Genomic DNA, 16,034 nt, shown 5'->3' with positions numbered 1-16,034 from the left:
GCCCGTGGCATGACTGTCTGCCTGCTCCTGCTGAGCGTCGTCGCCCTGGCGGCGGCCGTGCCGGTTCCGCGCGCGCTGACCCGGGCCGCGTGGCCCGAACGCGACCCGGTGGTCGGGCTGTGGGTGTGGCAGTGCCTGGTCGCCACCGTCCTGCTGTGCTGTCTGGCGGCCCTGGTGCTGAGCACCGCGGCCGTCTTCCACACCGTCCGCGACCACGTCTTCGCCCCGGCGCCGCCCGCCGTGACCGCGGCGTACGACCTCTCCGCCGCGCCCGCCTGGGCCGTCGCGCTCACGCTGCTGCTGGCGTGCGGGGCCGCCTGGACGACCGCGATGCTCGCCCGTGAGCTGGTCGAGGCCCGCCGACGCCATGGCCAGGCCCGTGCCCGCCTGCGCGAACGTGCCCCCGACCTGCCGGCCGGGCTGCCCGAGGCCCGCGGGCCCCTGCTCGTCCTGGAGGACGAGTACCCGGACGCCTGGTGGATGCCGGGCAGCCCGCCCCAGCTGATCGTCACCACCGGCGCCCTCCACCGGCTCACCGACCACCAGCTGGACGCCGTCCTCACCCACGAACGCGGCCATGCCCGCGCCCGCCACGACTGGCTGCTCCACCTCTCCACCGCCCTCGCCACCGGCTTCCCCCGCGTCCCGCTGTTCGCCCATTTCTGCGACCAGACCCACCGCCTGGTCGAACTGTCCGCCGACGACACGGCCTCCCGCCGCTGCGGCCACCTGACCACGGCCCTCGCCCTGATCGAGCTCAACCAGCACCGGGGCGTGCTCTCCTGTTCGTCCACCCACCGCCTCCTCGGCGAACGCGTGGGCCGCCTCCTGGAACCCCAGCCCCGCCCGCGACGCCGCCACCGCGCCCTCACGACCGCCACGGCAACGCTGATCCCCCTCCTCCCTCTCCTGATCACCTTCGCCCCGGGCCTGACCGCACTGTCCTAGCCGGAGCGACAGGGGCTGAGCCGCGGCCGATCGACACCGCCCAACCTGCGGGCAGTGGTGCCGTGGTGCCGTACGCCGTGGGGCTGCAAGGTCGCAGGGCGGCACCAGCGGCAGGATGGCGCGGGCGGGCGCAGGCGGCCCTCGGCAGCGCCGGGCCCCGCCGCACCCCACCCCATCCCCTGTCCAGCCCTCACCCCGGGCGCAAGCGTGCCCCCAGGTGGCAGATCTCCCCCAAAGGGACCGGGAACCGCAGGTCAGCGCCCCACCCCGCGCCGTACTGGGTGGCGCAACAATCCCGCAACACGACTTTCCCTACCGCCTCGCTATGGTTCAGAACATGTCCCCCTCCGACCGCGTCCGAGACCACGCCGGCCAGGGCGCGACCACCGTCGCCGCCCACCGCACGCGTCGTCGGCTGCGTGCGGACCAGGCCCGTCAGCTCGCCGACCTCCTCCGTCACCAGCTCCTCACGGACGGCTTCCCGGACGGCACCCTCCCCCACGAGTCGTCCCTCGCCGTCGACTACCGCGCCTCCCGCAACACGGTCCGCCAAGCCCTGGACCTGCTGCGCGCCGAAGGCCTGGTGGAACGCCTGCCCGGGGTGGGCACGGTGGTCGTCGGCCAGAAGTACCCCCATGGCCTCGACCAGCTGATGGGCCTCGCGGAAACCCTCCGCGAGCACGGCCGGGTCACCAACGAGGTCCGCACCATGGGCCCCGCCCCCGCTCCCGTCCCGGTCGCCGAGCGCCTGCGCATCCCGCCCGGCACCGACGTCCTCTACATCGAACGCCTGCGCCGCCTGAACGGCCTCCCCCTCTCCCTCGACCTCACCTACATCCCCCTCGACATCGGCACCTCCCTGCTCGGCGCCGACCTGGAGAACACCGACGTCTTCCGCCTCCTGGAAGCCATCACCGGCGGGCGCCTCGGCCACGCCGAGATCACCCTGGAGGCGGTGAACGCGGATGCCCACTCCGCCGCCGTCCTGGAGGCCCCGCGCGGCGCGGCCGTCCTGATGCTGGAACGCCTCACGCACCTCGCTGACGGCCGCCCGGTCGACCTGGAGTTCATCCGCTTCCGCGGCGACCGCATCACGATGAGCGGCCTGCTGCACCGCTCGCGATAGGCCCCGGTCACCGGTCGGGGCCGCCCCGGCGAGCCCCACTCACTCCCCCTCCCTGCTCGCGCACACAGCGCACATTCCTGGAGACAGCCATGCCCTTGGTGCCCCAGCGGGCCGACGTGCCCGTGACCATCGACGAGTCGAAGTGCATCGACGGCTGCACGCTCTGCGTGGACATGTGCCCGCTGGACTCCCTCGCCATCGACGAGAGCAACGGCAAGGCCTATATGCACGTCGACGAGTGCTGGTACTGCGGCCCGTGCGCGGCCCGCTGCCCCACCGGAGCCGTCACGGTCAACATGCCCTATCTGCTCCGGTGAGAGGCCCAGGAACTCCCATGAAACGCACCGCAGTCGCCGCCGCCGCTGCCGTCACCCTCCTGTTGCCCCTCACCGCCTGCGGTGGCAGCGCGGAGGCCGGCGACGGCTCCACGGTCACCGTGACCGTCGGCTACCAGTCCAAGACGATCAACACCGTCACGGCCGGCACCCTGCTGCGCTCCCTCGGCTCCTTCGAGAAGCAGCTCAACTCCCTCCACGACGGCATCACCTACAAGGTCGACTGGCAGGACTACGCCACCGGTGCCCCCATCACCGCCCAGATGACCGCCGGGAAGATCGACATCGGCTCGATGGGCGACTTCCCGCTCCTCATCAACGCGGCCCGCGGCAAACAGCTCGGCAAGCCCACCCGCCTGGTCTCCGTCACCGGCTACAACCTCCGCGGCGGCCTGAACACGATCGTTACCTCCCCCGACTCGAAACTCACCTCGCTCGACGACCTCCGCGGCAAGAAGGTCTCCACGAGCATCGGCTCGGCCGCCGACGGCACCCTCGTCCGCGCCCTGCAACGCGCCGGCATCGACCCGGACAAGGGCATCGAGAAGCTCAACCAGCAGCCCGCGGTGGGTGCTTCGGCCCTCTCCGCCGGCAGCACGGACGCGCTCTCGCAGTTCGTCGCCTGGCCCGGCCTGCTGGCCTTCCAGGGCAAGGCGAAGGCGCTGTACGACGGTGCCCGACTGAACCTCCCCACCTTCCACGGCGTCACCGCCCGCGAGGACTTCGCCAAGGAGCGCCCGGCCGTCCTGGAGGCCTTCCTCAAGGCCCAGGCACAGGCCACCGACTATCTGAACGCCCACCCGGTGGCCGCCGCCGAGCAGGTCGCGAAGGCCACCGGCCTGCCCGCCGAGGTCGTCTACCTCTACAACGGCGCCCACGGCATCGCCACCTTCGACCCGGCGATCAAGCCCCAACTGGTCTCCGCCCTCAAGCAGGACGTCTCCGTCCTCAAGTCGGCGAAACTGACGGGCGACGTGGACGTGGACTCCTTCGTCGACGACCAGTACGTCAAGAAGGCCCTCGGCGCGGACTACGCGAAGCGCCTGACCACCACCCCCGCCCCGGCCGCGAGCGAGGTCTGGCCCAAGGGCGCCTCGGAGACCCGAGCCTTCACGTCCCCTGCCGAGCTGCTCGGTTACGTCGCCCGGCACAAGGACGACATCCGCGCCGCCTACGTCCCCGACACCACCACCGGCACCCTCTGGTTCGCCGACAGGGCGGTCTGGGTGGCCGACGGCGACCGGCTCCTGCCCTTCGTCGCACCGGCGACCGCCGAGGACTACGTCACCGCACACGGCGGTGCCCGCGTCATCACGTACGCCGACGCACTGGACCGGGCGTCATGACCGGGTCCGCACCCGGCGCGGGCCGGGTCGCGCCCCGGTATCCCGGGCGGGCCGGCCGGTTCGTCCTGCGGGTCGGCTCCCTCGGCGTCGCCCTCGGTCTCTGGCAGCTGCTGACCAGCCTGAACATCGACCTGTGGCTGCGCTTCTCGCAGTTCCCCACGGTCGCCGACGTGGCCCGCACCTTCGCCGACCGGGTCGCCGGCCCCGACTACTGGACCGACCTCACCGACAGCCTCACCCGCATCCTCACCGGTTTCCTCCTGGCCGCCGTCCTGGGCGTGGCCACCGGCGTGCTCGTGGCGCGCTCGCGGCTCGCCGAGGATCTGCTCGGCCCGGTGCTGGAAGTGATCCGCCCCGTCCCGGCCATCGCGCTGGTCCCCGTCGCGATCCTCCTCTTCCCGTCCAACGAACAGGGCATCGTCTTCATCACCTGTACCGCCGCCTTCTTCCCGGTGCTGGTCTCCACCCGGCACGCGGTCCGCGCCCTGACCCCGGTGTGGGAGGAGGCGGTGCTCACCATGGGCGGCGGGCGGTGGCGGATCCTCGGCTCGGTGGTCCTGCCGGGCGCGCTGCCGGGCATCTTCGGCGGTCTCTCGGTCGGCATCGGCGTCTCGTGGATCTGCGTCATCTCCGCCGAGATGATCTCCGGCCAGTACGGCGTCGGCTACCGCACCTGGCAGGACTACACGGTCGTCGACTACCCGGGCGTGTTCGTCGGCATGGCCACCATCGGTGTCCTCGGCTGGCTCACCTCCACCACCGTGGAACTCCTCGGCCGCCGCCTCACCCGCTGGCTGCCCCGCACGTCCTACGTCCCCGGCGTGCGTGTGCCCCGGGGCCGGAGCGCCTCCCCCGTGCCACCGCGTCACCAGACACAGGAAGTGGTGTCCCATGACCAGCTCGTCTGAGGCCCGCTCCGCGGAGGCGACACGGGCCGGGGCCGGGTTCGGCCTGCGTGCGGCCACGCTCGGCCGGCCGGGCGCCGTCGCGCTGGACGAGATCGACCTCGATGTGGTGCCCGGCGAGATCCTGGCCGTCGTCGGCCCCTCGGGCTGCGGCAAGTCGACGTTGCTGCGCACGCTCGCCGGACTGCTGCCGCCGCTGGCCGGCACGGTCACCCAGGACGGGATCCCGCTGACGGGTCCCGCCGCCGACCGCGCCCTGGTCTTCCAGGAGGACGCTCTCCTGCCCTGGCGCACCCTGCGCGCCAACGTCGAACTGCCGCTCGCCATCAAGGGATTGCCGCGCGGGCAGCGCAGGGAACAGGCCGACGCCTGGCTCGACCGGGTCGGACTCGCCGACCGGGCGGGGCGGTTGCCGCACCGCGTCTCGGGAGGCCAGCGCCAACGCGCGCAGCTGGCCCGCGCCTTGGCCGGGCATCCCCGCACCGTCCTCATGGACGAACCCTTCGGCGCCCTCGACGCCCAGACCCGCGCCGGCATGCAGGACCTGCTGGTGGAGGTGTTGCACGGCACGGGCGCCACCGTCGTCTTCGTCACCCATGACGTGGACGAGGCCCTGTTCCTCGGCGACCGCGTGGCCCTCCTCGGCTCCGGACGCCTCACCGCCGTACGCGACGTACCGCGCCCCCGCGACCGCACCGCGCACGACGACCCGGCGCGCGTGGCGCTGCGACGCGACGTCCTCACCTCCCTCAGTACGTGAAAGGCACCCTGGTGGACACCACCCCGGACACCCCCACGGCCGATGCCGCGACCGACGCCACCACCGGAGCCACGGACCGCCCGGCGGAAGGCCTCTTCGCGATCCCCGCCCTCGCCGACGCCGAGGAGCTGACCTGCGACGTCCTCGTCATCGGCGGCGGCACCGCGGGCACCATGGCGGCCCTGACCGCGGCCGAGCACGGCGCGAACGTGCTGCTCCTGGAGAAGGCCCACGTCCGCCACTCCGGTGCCCTCGCGATGGGTATGGACGGCGTCAACAACGCGGTCGTCCCCGGCCGCGCCGAGCCCGACGACTACGTCGCCGAGATCACCCGCGCCAACGACGGCATCGTCGACCAGTCCACCGTCCGCCAGACCGCCACCCGCGGCTTCGCCATGGTGCAGCGTCTGGAGTCGTACGGCGTGAAGTTCGAGAAGGACGAGCACAACGAGTACGCGGTCCGCCAGGTCCACCGCTCCGGCTCCTACGTGCTGCCGATGCCGGAGGGCAAGGACGTCAAGAAGGTCCTGTACCGGCAGCTGCGGCGGCGCGAGATGCGGGAGAGGATCCGCATCGAGAACCGGGTGATGCCGGTGCGGGTCCTCACCGCGGAGGGGCGGGCCGTGGGAGCGGCCTGCTTCAACACCCGCACGGGACGGTTCGTCACCGTCCGCGCGGGTGCGGTCATCCTCGCCACCGGCGCCTGCGGCCGGCTCGGCCTGCCCGCCTCCGGCTACCTGTACGGCACGTACGAGAACCCGACCAACGCGGGCGACGGCTACGCGATGGCGTACCACGCGGGCGCCGAGCTCACCGGCATCGAGTGCTTCCAGATCAACCCGCTGATCAAGGACTACAACGGCCCGGCCTGCGCCTACGTCGCCAACCCCTTCGGCGGCTACCAGGTCAACCGGCACGGCGAACGCTTCGTCGACTCCGACTACTGGTCGGGCCAGATGATGGCGGAGTTCGCGGCGGAGGTCGCCTCCGACCGGGGCCCGGTGTACCTGAAGCTGAGTCATCTCCCGGAGGAGTCGGTCTCGGCGCTGGAGTCGATCCTCCACACGACGGAGCGGCCCACGCGCGGCACCTTCCACTCCGGCCGCGGTCACGACTACCGCACCCACGACATCGAGATGCACATCTCCGAGATCGGCCTGTGCGGCGGCCACTCGGCCTCCGGCGTCCGTGTCGACGAGCACGCCCGGACGACCGTCCCGCGGCTGTACGCCGCCGGCGACCTCGCCTGCGTCCCGCACAACTACATGATCGGCGCGTTCGTCTTCGGTGACCTGGCGGGCGCGGACGCGTCCCAGTACTCCCCTTACGAGGGCGAACTTCCCGCCGACCAACTGCGCGACGCCCATGAGCTGGTCTACCGCCCGCTGCGCAACCCGGACGGTCCGCCGCAGACCCAGGTCGAGTACAAACTGCGCCGCTTCGTGAACGACTACGTGGCCCCGCCCAAGTCCGGTGCCCGGCTCTCCCTGGCCCTGGAGGCCTTCGAGCGGATGCGCACCGACATCGCCGAGATGGGTGGCACCACCCCGCACGAGCTGATGCGCTGCGCGGAGGTCACCTTCATCCGGGACTGCGCGGAGATGGCCGCGCGTGCCTCCCTGGCCCGTACGGAGTCCCGCTGGGGCCTCTATCACGACCGCACCGACCATCCACGGCGCGACGACGCGTCCTGGTTCCACCACCTCGATCTGCACAAGTCCCCCTCTGGTGCGATGGAGTTCACGGCTCGTCCCGTGGCTCCCTATCTGGTCCCGATCGAGGAGTTCACCCCGACCGGCGGTCCCTCCCGCCATATCGGCGAGGTCCACGCGGAGCAGGTGGCGACCGCCGGGGCCCGGGAGGTGGCCCCGGTGGCCACCGGTACCGAAGGAACCGGGCCCGCGGATACCGGCGTCCCCGCGGACCTGTCCTCCCGCCCTGCCTCCGAGCGGTCCTCGGCCCGTCTCCTGGAGCTGGTCGCCCTGGCCGAGGAGCAGCCCGAACTCGATGCCCTGCGGCCGTACTTGACCGACCCGGTGGCCGCGGTCCGCCGCGAGGCCGTCGCCGTCCTGACCGAGGCGCTGCCGCCGGGAACGGGACCGGCCCTCGCCGGCGCGCTCCGTGACAGCGCCGCGGAGGTGCGCGCCGCCGCGGCGGCCTCGTTGCGCGAACTCGTCGAGACGCTGCCTCCCGAACCGGCCCTGCGTGACGGCCTGGTCGCCGCCCTGACCGAGCCCGACCCGGTCGTCCGCGCCACTTCTCTGGACATGCTGCGTGCCCTGCTCCTGGGGGACGCCGCCCTGTTCGCGGGCTCCTTGGCGGACTCCGACGTCGCCGTCCGCATCGAGGCCGTGCGTGCCCTGGTATCGGTCGACGCCGCCGAGGAACTCGCCCGCGCCGCGACCGCCGACCCGTCCCGCGAGGTCCGCGTCACCCTCGCCAAGGCCCTGGCCACGGTGTCCGCGGGCCACCTGAGCCCGACCGGCACCGCGAGCCCAGTGACTACGGCAGGTCCGAACGGCACCGCGAGCCCAGTGACTACGGCAGGTCCGAACGGCACCGCGAGCCCAGTGACTACGGCAGGTCCGAACGGCACCGCGAGTCCAGCGACTACGGCAGGTCCGACGGGCCCGGCAGGCCCGGCAGGCTCGGCGAGCCCGGCAGACACCTCAGGTCGGGCCGGCACCGCCGGTCCGGCCGCCGTCGGACCAGGTCGGCAAGGCGCACCCGCTCTCGTCCAGGCCGCCCTCACCGACCTCGTCGACGACCCCGACGCCCTGGTGCGCGCGGCTGCCTACGGCGCGCTCGGCACCACCGGCTGCCCGGCGCCACTCGCCGCACGGGCCACGGTCGCGCTGGCCGATCCGGCGTGGCAGGTCCGGGCCGGCGCGGCCGGCGCACTGTCGGCCGCGGCTCCCGACGTGGCCGTCCCCGCCCTCGGCAAGGCCCTCGCCGATCCCAACGCCGATGTCCGCAAGGCGTCGGTCCTGGCGCTGACCCGGCACACGGACACCGAGGAGGCCCGCGCGGCCCTGGCCACGGCGACGACCGACTCCGACGCGGATGTCAGGGCGTACGCGGCACGAGCCCTGGAACGGAGCCCGAGCCCTGCCCTGTGACAGCACCGACGCCAATGCCGGTACCGGGGCCTGAGCCGGGGCGGTGGCCGGAGCGCTGGTCTATATCCAGTCCTCCGGCTCCGGCTCCGCGTCCATCTCGGGCCAGTAGTCCGCGCCCGGGTCCGCATCCCGCTCCGGCTTCAACTCCGGCTCTGGCTTCGGCTCCGGTTTCGGCGCGGTGCCGCCCGGCGACCCGGCGCTGCCCTGCGTCGCGTCCCCGGGCGGGCCGTCCAGACCGGCGAGTACCCCGACCACGCCCTCCCCGTACGTCACCAGCTTCTTCTCACCCACACCGCTGACCCCACCGAGCTGCGCCACCGAGGTGGGCCAGACCGTCAGGATCTCCCGCAGTGTCGCGTCGTGGAAGATGACGTACGCGGGAACGCCCTGCTCACGAGCCTGCTCGGCCCGCCAGGCCCGCAACGCCTCGAACGCGGGCACCAGTGCCTCGGGCAGCTCGGCCACCGCGGCCTTGGCCTTGCGCTCGCCCCGTCCGGAGCCGGACGATCCCGACCGTGAGGTCGCCGCCTTCTTGGGCTCCTTCCGCAGCGGCACCTCCCGCTCCCGACGCAGCACCGTCCCGCTGGCCTCGGTCAGCACCAGGGTGCCGTAGTCCCCCTCGACCGCGAGCAGCCCCTGCGCCAGCAACTGCCGCACGACGCCGCGCCATTCGCCCTCGGAGAGGTCCTCGCCGATGCCGAACACGGACAGCTGGTCGTGGTCGAACTGGATGACCTTGGCGGTGCGCTTGCCCATCAGGATGTCGACGATCTGGACCGCGCCGAACTTCTGCCCACGCTCCCGCTGCAGCCGCACCACCGTCGACAGCGCCTTCTGTGCCGCGACCGTGCCGTCCCAGGTCTCCGGCGGGGTGAGGCAGGTGTCGCAGTTGCCGCAGCCCGCCGGGTCGGGGTCCTGGCCGAAGTAGGCGAGGAGCTGCCCGCGCCGGCACTGGGCCGTCTCGCACAGCGCCAGCATCGAGTCCAGGTGGGACGCGGCCCGGCGGCGGAACGCCTCGTCGCCCTCGCCCGACTGGATCAGCTTGCGCTGCTGTATGACGTCGTTCAGGCCGTAGGCCATCCATGCCGTGGACGGCAGTCCGTCGCGGCCGGCGCGGCCGGTCTCCTGGTAATAGCCCTCGACCGACTTGGGCAGGTCGTAGTGGGCGACGAAGCGGACGTCCGGCTTGTCGATGCCCATGCCGAAGGCGATGGTCGCGACCACGACCAGGCCGTCCTCCCGCAGGAAGCGGGACTGGTGGGCGGCGCGGGTGCCCGCGTCCAGGCCCGCGTGGTACGGCACGGCCTCCACGCCGTTGCGGGACAGGAACTCGGCGGTGGCCTCCACCGACCGGCGCGAGAGGCAGTACACGATGCCGGCGTCGCCCGCGTGTTCCTCGCGCAGGAAGTTCAGCAGCTGCTTCTTGGGGTCGGCCTTGGGCACGATCCGGTACTGGATGTTGGGCCGGTCGAAGCTCGCCACGAAGTGGCGGGCCGTCGGCATGTTCAGCCGCTGGGTGATCTCCTTGTGCGTGGCGTCCGTGGCCGTCGCGGTGAGCGCGATCCTCGGGACGTCGGGCCAGCGCTCGCCGAGCAGCGACAGGGAGAGATAGTCGGGGCGGAAGTCGTGCCCCCACTGGGACACGCAGTGGGCCTCGTCGATCGCGAAGACCGCGACCTTGCCGCGCGAGAGCAGGTCCAGCGTGGAGTCGAGCCGCAGCCGCTCCGGTGCCAGGTACAGCAGGTCCAGCTCGCCGGCCAGGTACTCGGCCTCCACCACCCGCCGCTCGTCGAAGTCCTGCGTGGAGTTCATGAACCCGGCGCGCACGCCGAGCGCCCGCAGCGCGTCCACCTGGTCCTGCATCAGGGCGATGAGCGGCGAGACCACAATGCCCGTACCGGGTCTGACCAGGGACGGGATCTGGTAGCAGAGCGACTTGCCGCCGCCGGTCGGCATGAGGACGACGGCGTCTCCGCCGGCCACCACATGCTCGATGACCTCGCCCTGCTCGCCGCGGAAGGCCTCGTACCCGAAGACGCGGTGCAGCGTGGCCAGTGCCTCGCTCTCCGTCGCCGGCGCCTCGGTGATCCCTGGCATCTCGATGATCCCGCCCGTCCCGCCCATTGCCGTGCCCCCCGTACGTCGTCCCTCGACCACTGCCTCAACGATAGGGGTCCGGACTGACACCGTCGGAGTTATCCACAGGCTGGTTCGACAACGCTCCGCATGCGGTCCGCCACCCGGCGGTGTCGTGCCCGGATCCCCGACCGCACGCAGGTGGGCCCCGGCTCCCTCCGGGGAACCGGGGCCCACCTCGCGGACACCGAAGGTCAGCGCACGAACACTCCGGCCTGGTTGGCCAGCTCCAGGAAGTACTGCGGCGCCACACCGAGCACCAGCGTGACCGCCACGCCGATCCCGATCGCCGTCGACGTCAGCAGTGACGGCACGGCCACCGTCGGGCCGTCGGGCCTCGGCTCGCTGAAGAACATCAGCACGATGACGCGGATGTAGAAGAAGGCCGCGATGGCCGACGAGATCACACCGACCACGACCAGCGGGGCCGCTCCGCCCTCCGCCGCCGCCTTGAAGACGGCGAACTTCCCGGAGAACCCGGAGGTCAGCGGGATACCCGCGAAGGCCAGCAGGAACACCGCGAACACGGCGGCCACCAGCGGTGAACGCCGGCCGAGGCCCGCCCACTTGGACAGGTGTGTCGCCTCGCCGCCGGCGTCCCGCACCAGGGTCACCACCGCGAACGCGCCGATCGTCACGAACGAGTACGCGGCCAGGTAGAAGAGGACCGAGGACACCCCGTCCGGTGTGGTCGCGATGACACCCGCGAGGATGAATCCCGCGTGGGCGATGGACGAGTACGCGAGCAGTCGCTTGATGTCGGTCTGCGTGATCGCGACGATCGCGCCGCCGAGCATGGTGACGATCGCGACGCCCCACATGACCGGCCGCCAGTCCCAGCGCAGGCCGGGCAGGATGACGTACAGCACCCGCAGCAGCGCGCCGAAGGCCGCCACCTTGGTCGCCGCCGCCATGAAGCCGGTCACCGGGGTCGGCGCGCCCTGGTAGACGTCGGGCGTCCACATGTGGAACGGCACCGCGCCGACCTTGAACAGCAGGCCCATGATGATCATCGCGGCGCCGACGAGCAGCAGCGCGTCGTTGCCCATGGTGTCCGCGAGCGCCGGGTCGACGGTCTGGACCTGGCCGTCGACGACCTGTGCGATCGTCGCGTACGACATGGAGCCCGCGTAGCCGTACAGCAGGGCGATGCCGAACAGCGTGAACGCGGAGGCGAACGCGCCGAGCAGGAAGTACTTGACCGCGGCCTCCTGCGACAGGAGCCGCTTGCGGCGGGCCAGCGCGCACAGCAGGTACAGCGGGAGCGAGAAGACTTCCAGGGCCACGAAGAGTGTCAGCAGGTCGTTGGCCGCGGGGAAGACCAGCATCCCGGCCACCGCGAACAGCAGCAGCGGGAACACCTCGGTGGTGGTGAACCCGGCCTTCACGGCGGCCTTTTCGCTGTCGCTGCCCGGCACGGAGGCGGCCTGCGCGACGAAGGAGTCGACACGGTTGCCGTGTGTCTCCGGGTCGAGCCGCCGCTCGGCGAAGGTGAACAGACCGACCAGGGCGGCCAGCAGGATCGTGCCCTGGAGGAACAGGGCGGGCCCGTCGACGGCGATCGCGCCCATCGCCGCGATCCGCGCCTTGGTCGTGCCGTATCCGTCGGCGGCGAGCGCCACGACCGCGGCGAAGGCGGCGACGAGCGCCACGGCGGACACGAACGTCTGGACGTAGTAACGGGACTTGCGGGGGACGAACGCCTCGATCAGCACCCCGACGATCGCCGCGCCGACGACGATCAGGGTGGGCGACAGTTGTGCGTACTCGATCTTCGGCGCGTCGATCTTCGTGATCGGTTCCGCCGCGGTTGTCCACAGGCTGTGGACGGCTGCTGCGCTCACTTGGCCGCCTCCACGTCGGGCTGGGGGTCCTTCTTCTGGACGTCGGACATGGTCTGCTTGACGGCCGGGTCGATGATGTCCGTGACCGGCTTCGGATAGACGCCCAGGAAGATCAGCAGGACGACCAGCGGGGCGACGACCACCAGTTCCCGCAGTCTGAGGTCGGGCATCGTCGCGACCTCGGGCTTCACCGGGCCCGTCATCGTCTTCTGGTAGAGGACGAGGACGTAGAGCGCGGCGAGCACGATGCCGAAGGTGGCGATGATCCCGATCACCGGGTAGCGCTCGAACGTGCCGACCAGGACGAGGAACTCACTCACGAAGGGCGCGAGCCCCGGCAGCGAGAGGGTCGCCAGACCGCCGATCAGGAAGGTGCCGGCGAGTACCGGAGCGACCTTCTGCACCCCGCCGTAGTCGGCGATGAGCCGCGAGCCGCGCCGGGAGATCAGGAACCCGGCCACCAGCATCAGAGCGGCGGTCGAGATGCCGTGGTTGACCATGTAGAGCGTGGCGCCCGACTGGCCCTGGCTGGTCATCGCGAAGATGCCCATGATGATGAACCCGAAGTGCGAGATCGACGCGTACGCCACCAGCCGCTTGATGTCCCGCTGGCCGACGGCGAGCAGCGCCCCGTAGACGATGCTGATGAGCGCCAGGACGAGGATCGCGGGTGTCGCCCACTTCGACGCCTCCGGGAACAGCTGGAGGCAGAAGCGGAGCATCGCGAAGGTGCCCACCTTGTCGACGACCGCGGTGATGAGGACGGCGACCGGTGTGGTGGCCTCCCCCATCGCGTTGGGCAGCCAGGTGTGCAGCGGCCACAGGGGCGCCTTCACCGCGAAGGCGAAGAAGAAGCCGAGGAACAGCCAGCGTTCGGTGTTGGTCGCCATGTCCAGCGTGCCGTTGGCGCGCGCTTCGGCGATCGACTGGAGCGAGAAGTTCCCGGCCACCACGTAGAGGCCGATCACCGCGGCCAGCATGATCAGACCGCCGACCAGGTTGTAGAGGAGGAACTTCACCGCCGCGTACGACCGTTGGGTCGACGCGACCTCCTCTCCGTGCTCGTGGGCACGGTCCCCGAAGCCGCCGATGAGGAAGTACATCGGGATCAGCATGGCTTCGAAGAAGATGTAGAAGAGGAAGACGTCGGTGGCCTCGAAGGAGATGATCACCATCGCCTCGACGGCCAGGATCAGGGCGAAGAAGCCCTGGGTCGGCCGCCAGCGACCCGCGGCGAAGCTGCCGAGGGATTCCGCGCCGGTCTCCATCGGGTCGGCGTCGTGCCAGCCCGCGAGGATGATGAACGGGATCAGCAGCGCGGTCAGCGCGATGAGCGCCACCCCGATGCCGTCCACGCCCAGTTCGTACCTGACCCCGAAGTCGGCGATCCAGGCGTGGGACTCGGTGAGTTGGTAGCGGTCGCCGTCCGGGTCGAAACGGACCAGGACGACGATCGCGAGGGCGAGCGTGGCGAGCGAGACGAGCAGCGCCAGCCACTTGGCGGCGGTGCGCCGCGCGGCCGGTACGGCGGCCGTGGCGATGGCCCCGAGGGCCGGGAGCGCTGCCGTGGCTGTCAGCAGGGGAAGGGACATCGGGATCAGACCGCCCTCATCAGCAGGGTCGCGGCGACGAGGACCGCCGCGCCGCCGAACATCGAGACCGCGTACGACCGCGCGAAGCCGTTCTGCAGCTTGCGCATCCGTCCGGAGAGGCCGCCGACCGAGGCCGCCGTGCCGTTGACGACGCCGTCGACCAGGGTGTGGTCGACGTACACCAGGGACCGGGTGAGGTGCTCGCCGCCGCGGACCAGGACCACGTGGTTGAAGTCGTCCTGGAGCAGGTCGCGCCGGGCGGCCCGGGTGAGCAGGGACCCGCGCGGGGCGACGACCGGGACCGGACGGCGCCCGTACTGCGCGTAGGCGACGCCGACGCCGATGACGAGTACCACCATGGTGGCGAGCGTGACCGTCAGGGCGCTGATCGGGGCGTGCCCGTGGTCATGCCCGGTGATGGGCTCCAGCCAGTGCAGGAAGCGGTCGCCGACGCTGAACAGGCCGCCCGCGAAGACCGATCCGAAGGCCAGCACGATCATCGGGATCGTCATGGACTTCGGGGACTCGTGCGGGTGCGGTTCATGGCCTTCGGCGTCCGGCTGCCAGCGCTTCTCTCCGAAGAACGTCATCAGCATCACGCGCGTCATGTAGTACGCGGTGATGGCCGCGCCCAGCAGGGCGCACCCGCCGAGGATCCAGCCCTCGGTGCCGCCCTTGGCGAAGGCCGCCTCGATGATCTTGTCCTTGGAGAAGAAGCCGGACAGGCCCGGGAAGCCGATGATGGCGAGGTAGCCGAGGCCGAAGGTGATGAAGGTGACCGGCATGTGCTTCCTCAGGCCGCCGTACTTCCTCATGTCGACCTCGTCGTTCATGCCGTGCATGACCGAACCGGCGCCGAGGAACAGCCCGGCCTTGAAGAAGCCGTGCGTCACCAGGTGCATGATCGCGAAGACGTAGCCGATGGGGCCGAGGCCGGCCGCGAGGACCATGTAGCCGATCTGCGACATGGTCGAGCCGGCCAGCGCCTTCTTGATGTCGTCCTTCGCGCAACCGACGATCGCACCGAACAGCAGCGTGACGGCGCCGACGATGGTGACCACCAACTGCGCGTCGGGCGCGGCGTTGAAGATGGCCCCGGAGCGGACGATCAGGTAGACGCCCGCCGTCACCATGGTCGCGGCGTGGATGAGGGCCGAGACCGGGGTCGGGCCCTCCATCGCGTCCCCGAGCCAGGACTGCAGCGGCACCTGGGCGGACTTGCCGCAGGCGGCCAGCAGCAGCATCAGGGCGATACCGGTGAGCGTGGCCTCGCTCGCGCCGGGGACGAGTCCCGGCTCCTCGTGGGTGCCGAGCACCGGGCCGAAGGCGAAGGTGCCGAACGTCGTGAACATCAGCATGATCGCGATCGACAGGCCCACGTCGCCGACGCGGTTGACCAGGAAGGCCTTCTTCGCGGCGGTGGCGGCGCTGGGCTTGTGCTGCCAGAAGCCGATCAGCAGGTAGGAGGCGAGACCGACGCCCTCCCAGCCGACGTACAGCAGCAGGTAGTTGTCGGCGAGGACGAGCAGCAGCATGGCCGCGAGGAACAGGTTCAGATAGCCGAAGAAGCGGCGGCGGCGCTCGTCGTGCTCCATGTACCCGACCGAGTACAGGTGGATCAGTGAGCCGACGCCGGTGATGAGCAGTACGAACGTCATCGACAGCTGGTCGACGCGGAAGGCCACGTCGGCCTGGAAGCCCTCGACCGGGACCCAGCTGAACAGGTGCTGAGTCAGCGTCCGGTGCTCGGCGTCCTTGCCGAGCAGGTCGGCGAAGAGGACGACGCCGAACACGAAGGACACGGCGGCGAGCGCGGTGCCGATCCAGTGGCCGACGGCGTCGAGACGCCGGCCGCCGCACAGCAGGACCGCGGCTCCGAGCAGAGGCGCCGCCACCAGCAGCGCAATCAGGTTCTCCACGATT

Annotated in this window: 11 protein-coding genes; 7 read left to right on the top strand and 4 right to left on the bottom strand. The window is 71.4% G+C overall.

Annotated features, from left to right (window positions below; genetic code table 11):
* Positions 1–9: 9 nt before the first annotated feature.
* The 7 genes from ACZ5VD_RS27175 to ACZ5VD_RS27145 all read left to right on the top strand — a co-directional run bounded on the left by ACZ5VD_RS27175 (position 10) and on the right by ACZ5VD_RS27145 (position 8,539).
* Positions 10–948 (top strand): M56 family metallopeptidase, encoded by a 939-nt coding sequence (locus ACZ5VD_RS27175; RefSeq protein WP_468547704.1) that lies wholly within the window; start codon positions 10–12, stop codon positions 946–948.
* A gap of 337 nt (positions 949–1,285) precedes the next feature.
* Positions 1,286–2,074, top strand: a complete 789-nt coding sequence (locus ACZ5VD_RS27170) for a GntR family transcriptional regulator (protein WP_468547705.1) — start codon at positions 1,286–1,288, stop codon at positions 2,072–2,074.
* 89 nt (positions 2,075–2,163) lie between these two features.
* Positions 2,164–2,391: a 4Fe-4S dicluster domain-containing protein gene (locus ACZ5VD_RS27165; RefSeq protein WP_030790138.1), complete on the top strand. Its 228-nt coding sequence runs from the start codon at positions 2,164–2,166 to the stop codon at positions 2,389–2,391.
* A 17-nt stretch (positions 2,392–2,408) separates the two neighbouring features.
* Positions 2,409–3,755, top strand: a complete 1,347-nt coding sequence (locus tag ACZ5VD_RS27160; RefSeq protein WP_468547706.1) for an ABC transporter substrate-binding protein — start codon at positions 2,409–2,411, stop codon at positions 3,753–3,755.
* Entirely contained in the window at positions 3,752–4,663 is a 912-nt protein-coding gene (locus ACZ5VD_RS27155; protein WP_468683619.1) for an ABC transporter permease, read from the top strand. Before ACZ5VD_RS27160 ends, ACZ5VD_RS27155 begins: the two co-directional genes overlap by 4 nt.
* Complete coding sequence (locus tag ACZ5VD_RS27150) at positions 4,647–5,420, top strand: ABC transporter ATP-binding protein (protein ID WP_468547708.1); 774 nt, start codon at positions 4,647–4,649, stop codon at positions 5,418–5,420. The genes ACZ5VD_RS27155 and ACZ5VD_RS27150 overlap by 17 nt, the downstream gene beginning before the upstream one ends.
* A gap of 101 nt (positions 5,421–5,521) precedes the next feature.
* Positions 5,522–8,539 carry a fumarate reductase/succinate dehydrogenase flavoprotein subunit gene (locus ACZ5VD_RS27145; RefSeq protein ID WP_468683701.1) on the top strand — a complete coding sequence of 1,006 codons (3,018 nt, stop codon included), beginning with the start codon at positions 5,522–5,524 and terminating at the stop codon, positions 8,537–8,539.
* A 60-nt stretch (positions 8,540–8,599) separates the two neighbouring features.
* On the opposite strand, the gene recQ is transcribed toward ACZ5VD_RS27145, so the two are convergent.
* The 4 genes from recQ to nuoL all read right to left on the bottom strand — a co-directional run bounded on the left by recQ (position 8,600) and on the right by nuoL (position 16,030).
* A complete protein-coding gene (gene recQ, locus ACZ5VD_RS27140) occupies positions 8,600–10,663 on the bottom strand; it encodes a DNA helicase RecQ (RefSeq protein WP_468683700.1) in 2,064 nt (687 codons plus the stop codon).
* A 206-nt stretch (positions 10,664–10,869) separates the two neighbouring features.
* The gene (gene nuoN / locus ACZ5VD_RS27135) at positions 10,870–12,519 is read right to left on the bottom strand and encodes an NADH-quinone oxidoreductase subunit NuoN (RefSeq protein WP_468547709.1); all 1,650 of its coding nucleotides are present in this window, start codon (positions 12,517–12,519) and stop codon (positions 10,870–10,872) included.
* Positions 12,516–14,111: an NADH-quinone oxidoreductase subunit M gene (locus ACZ5VD_RS27130; RefSeq protein WP_468547710.1), complete on the bottom strand. Its 1,596-nt coding sequence runs from the start codon at positions 14,109–14,111 to the stop codon at positions 12,516–12,518. Before ACZ5VD_RS27130 ends, nuoN begins: the two co-directional genes overlap by 4 nt.
* 5 nt (positions 14,112–14,116) lie before the next feature.
* On the bottom strand, positions 14,117–16,030 hold the full coding sequence (nuoL, locus tag ACZ5VD_RS27125) for an NADH-quinone oxidoreductase subunit L (protein ID WP_468547711.1): 1,914 nt from the start codon (positions 16,028–16,030) through the stop codon (positions 14,117–14,119).
* Positions 16,031–16,034: the final 4 nt, after the last annotated feature.

It is taken from the genome of Streptomyces sp. NPDC032822 (genome assembly GCF_055578825.1).
Note: the sequence above shows the minus strand (reverse complement) of the source record. Positions and strands in the feature narration are given on the sequence as shown.

What these genes read in the sequence shown, in the direction of transcription:
- ACZ5VD_RS27175 (WP_468547704.1), top strand. Translation starts at nt 10, where the DNA reads ATGACTGTCTGCCTGCTCCTGCTGAGCGTCGTCGCCCTGGCGGCGGCC.
- ACZ5VD_RS27170 (WP_468547705.1), top strand. Translation starts at nt 1,286, where the DNA reads ATGTCCCCCTCCGACCGCGTCCGAGACCACGCCGGCCAGGGCGCGACC.
- ACZ5VD_RS27165 (WP_030790138.1), top strand. Translation starts at nt 2,164, where the DNA reads ATGCCCTTGGTGCCCCAGCGGGCCGACGTGCCCGTGACCATCGACGAG.
- ACZ5VD_RS27160 (WP_468547706.1), top strand. Translation starts at nt 2,409, where the DNA reads ATGAAACGCACCGCAGTCGCCGCCGCCGCTGCCGTCACCCTCCTGTTG.
- ACZ5VD_RS27155 (WP_468683619.1), top strand. Translation starts at nt 3,752, where the DNA reads ATGACCGGGTCCGCACCCGGCGCGGGCCGGGTCGCGCCCCGGTATCCC.
- ACZ5VD_RS27150 (WP_468547708.1), top strand. Translation starts at nt 4,647, where the DNA reads ATGACCAGCTCGTCTGAGGCCCGCTCCGCGGAGGCGACACGGGCCGGG.
- recQ (WP_468683700.1), bottom strand. Translation starts at nt 10,663, where the DNA reads ATGGGCGGGACGGGCGGGATCATCGAGATGCCAGGGATCACCGAGGCG.
- ACZ5VD_RS27130 (WP_468547710.1), bottom strand. Translation starts at nt 14,111, where the DNA reads ATGTCCCTTCCCCTGCTGACAGCCACGGCAGCGCTCCCGGCCCTCGGG.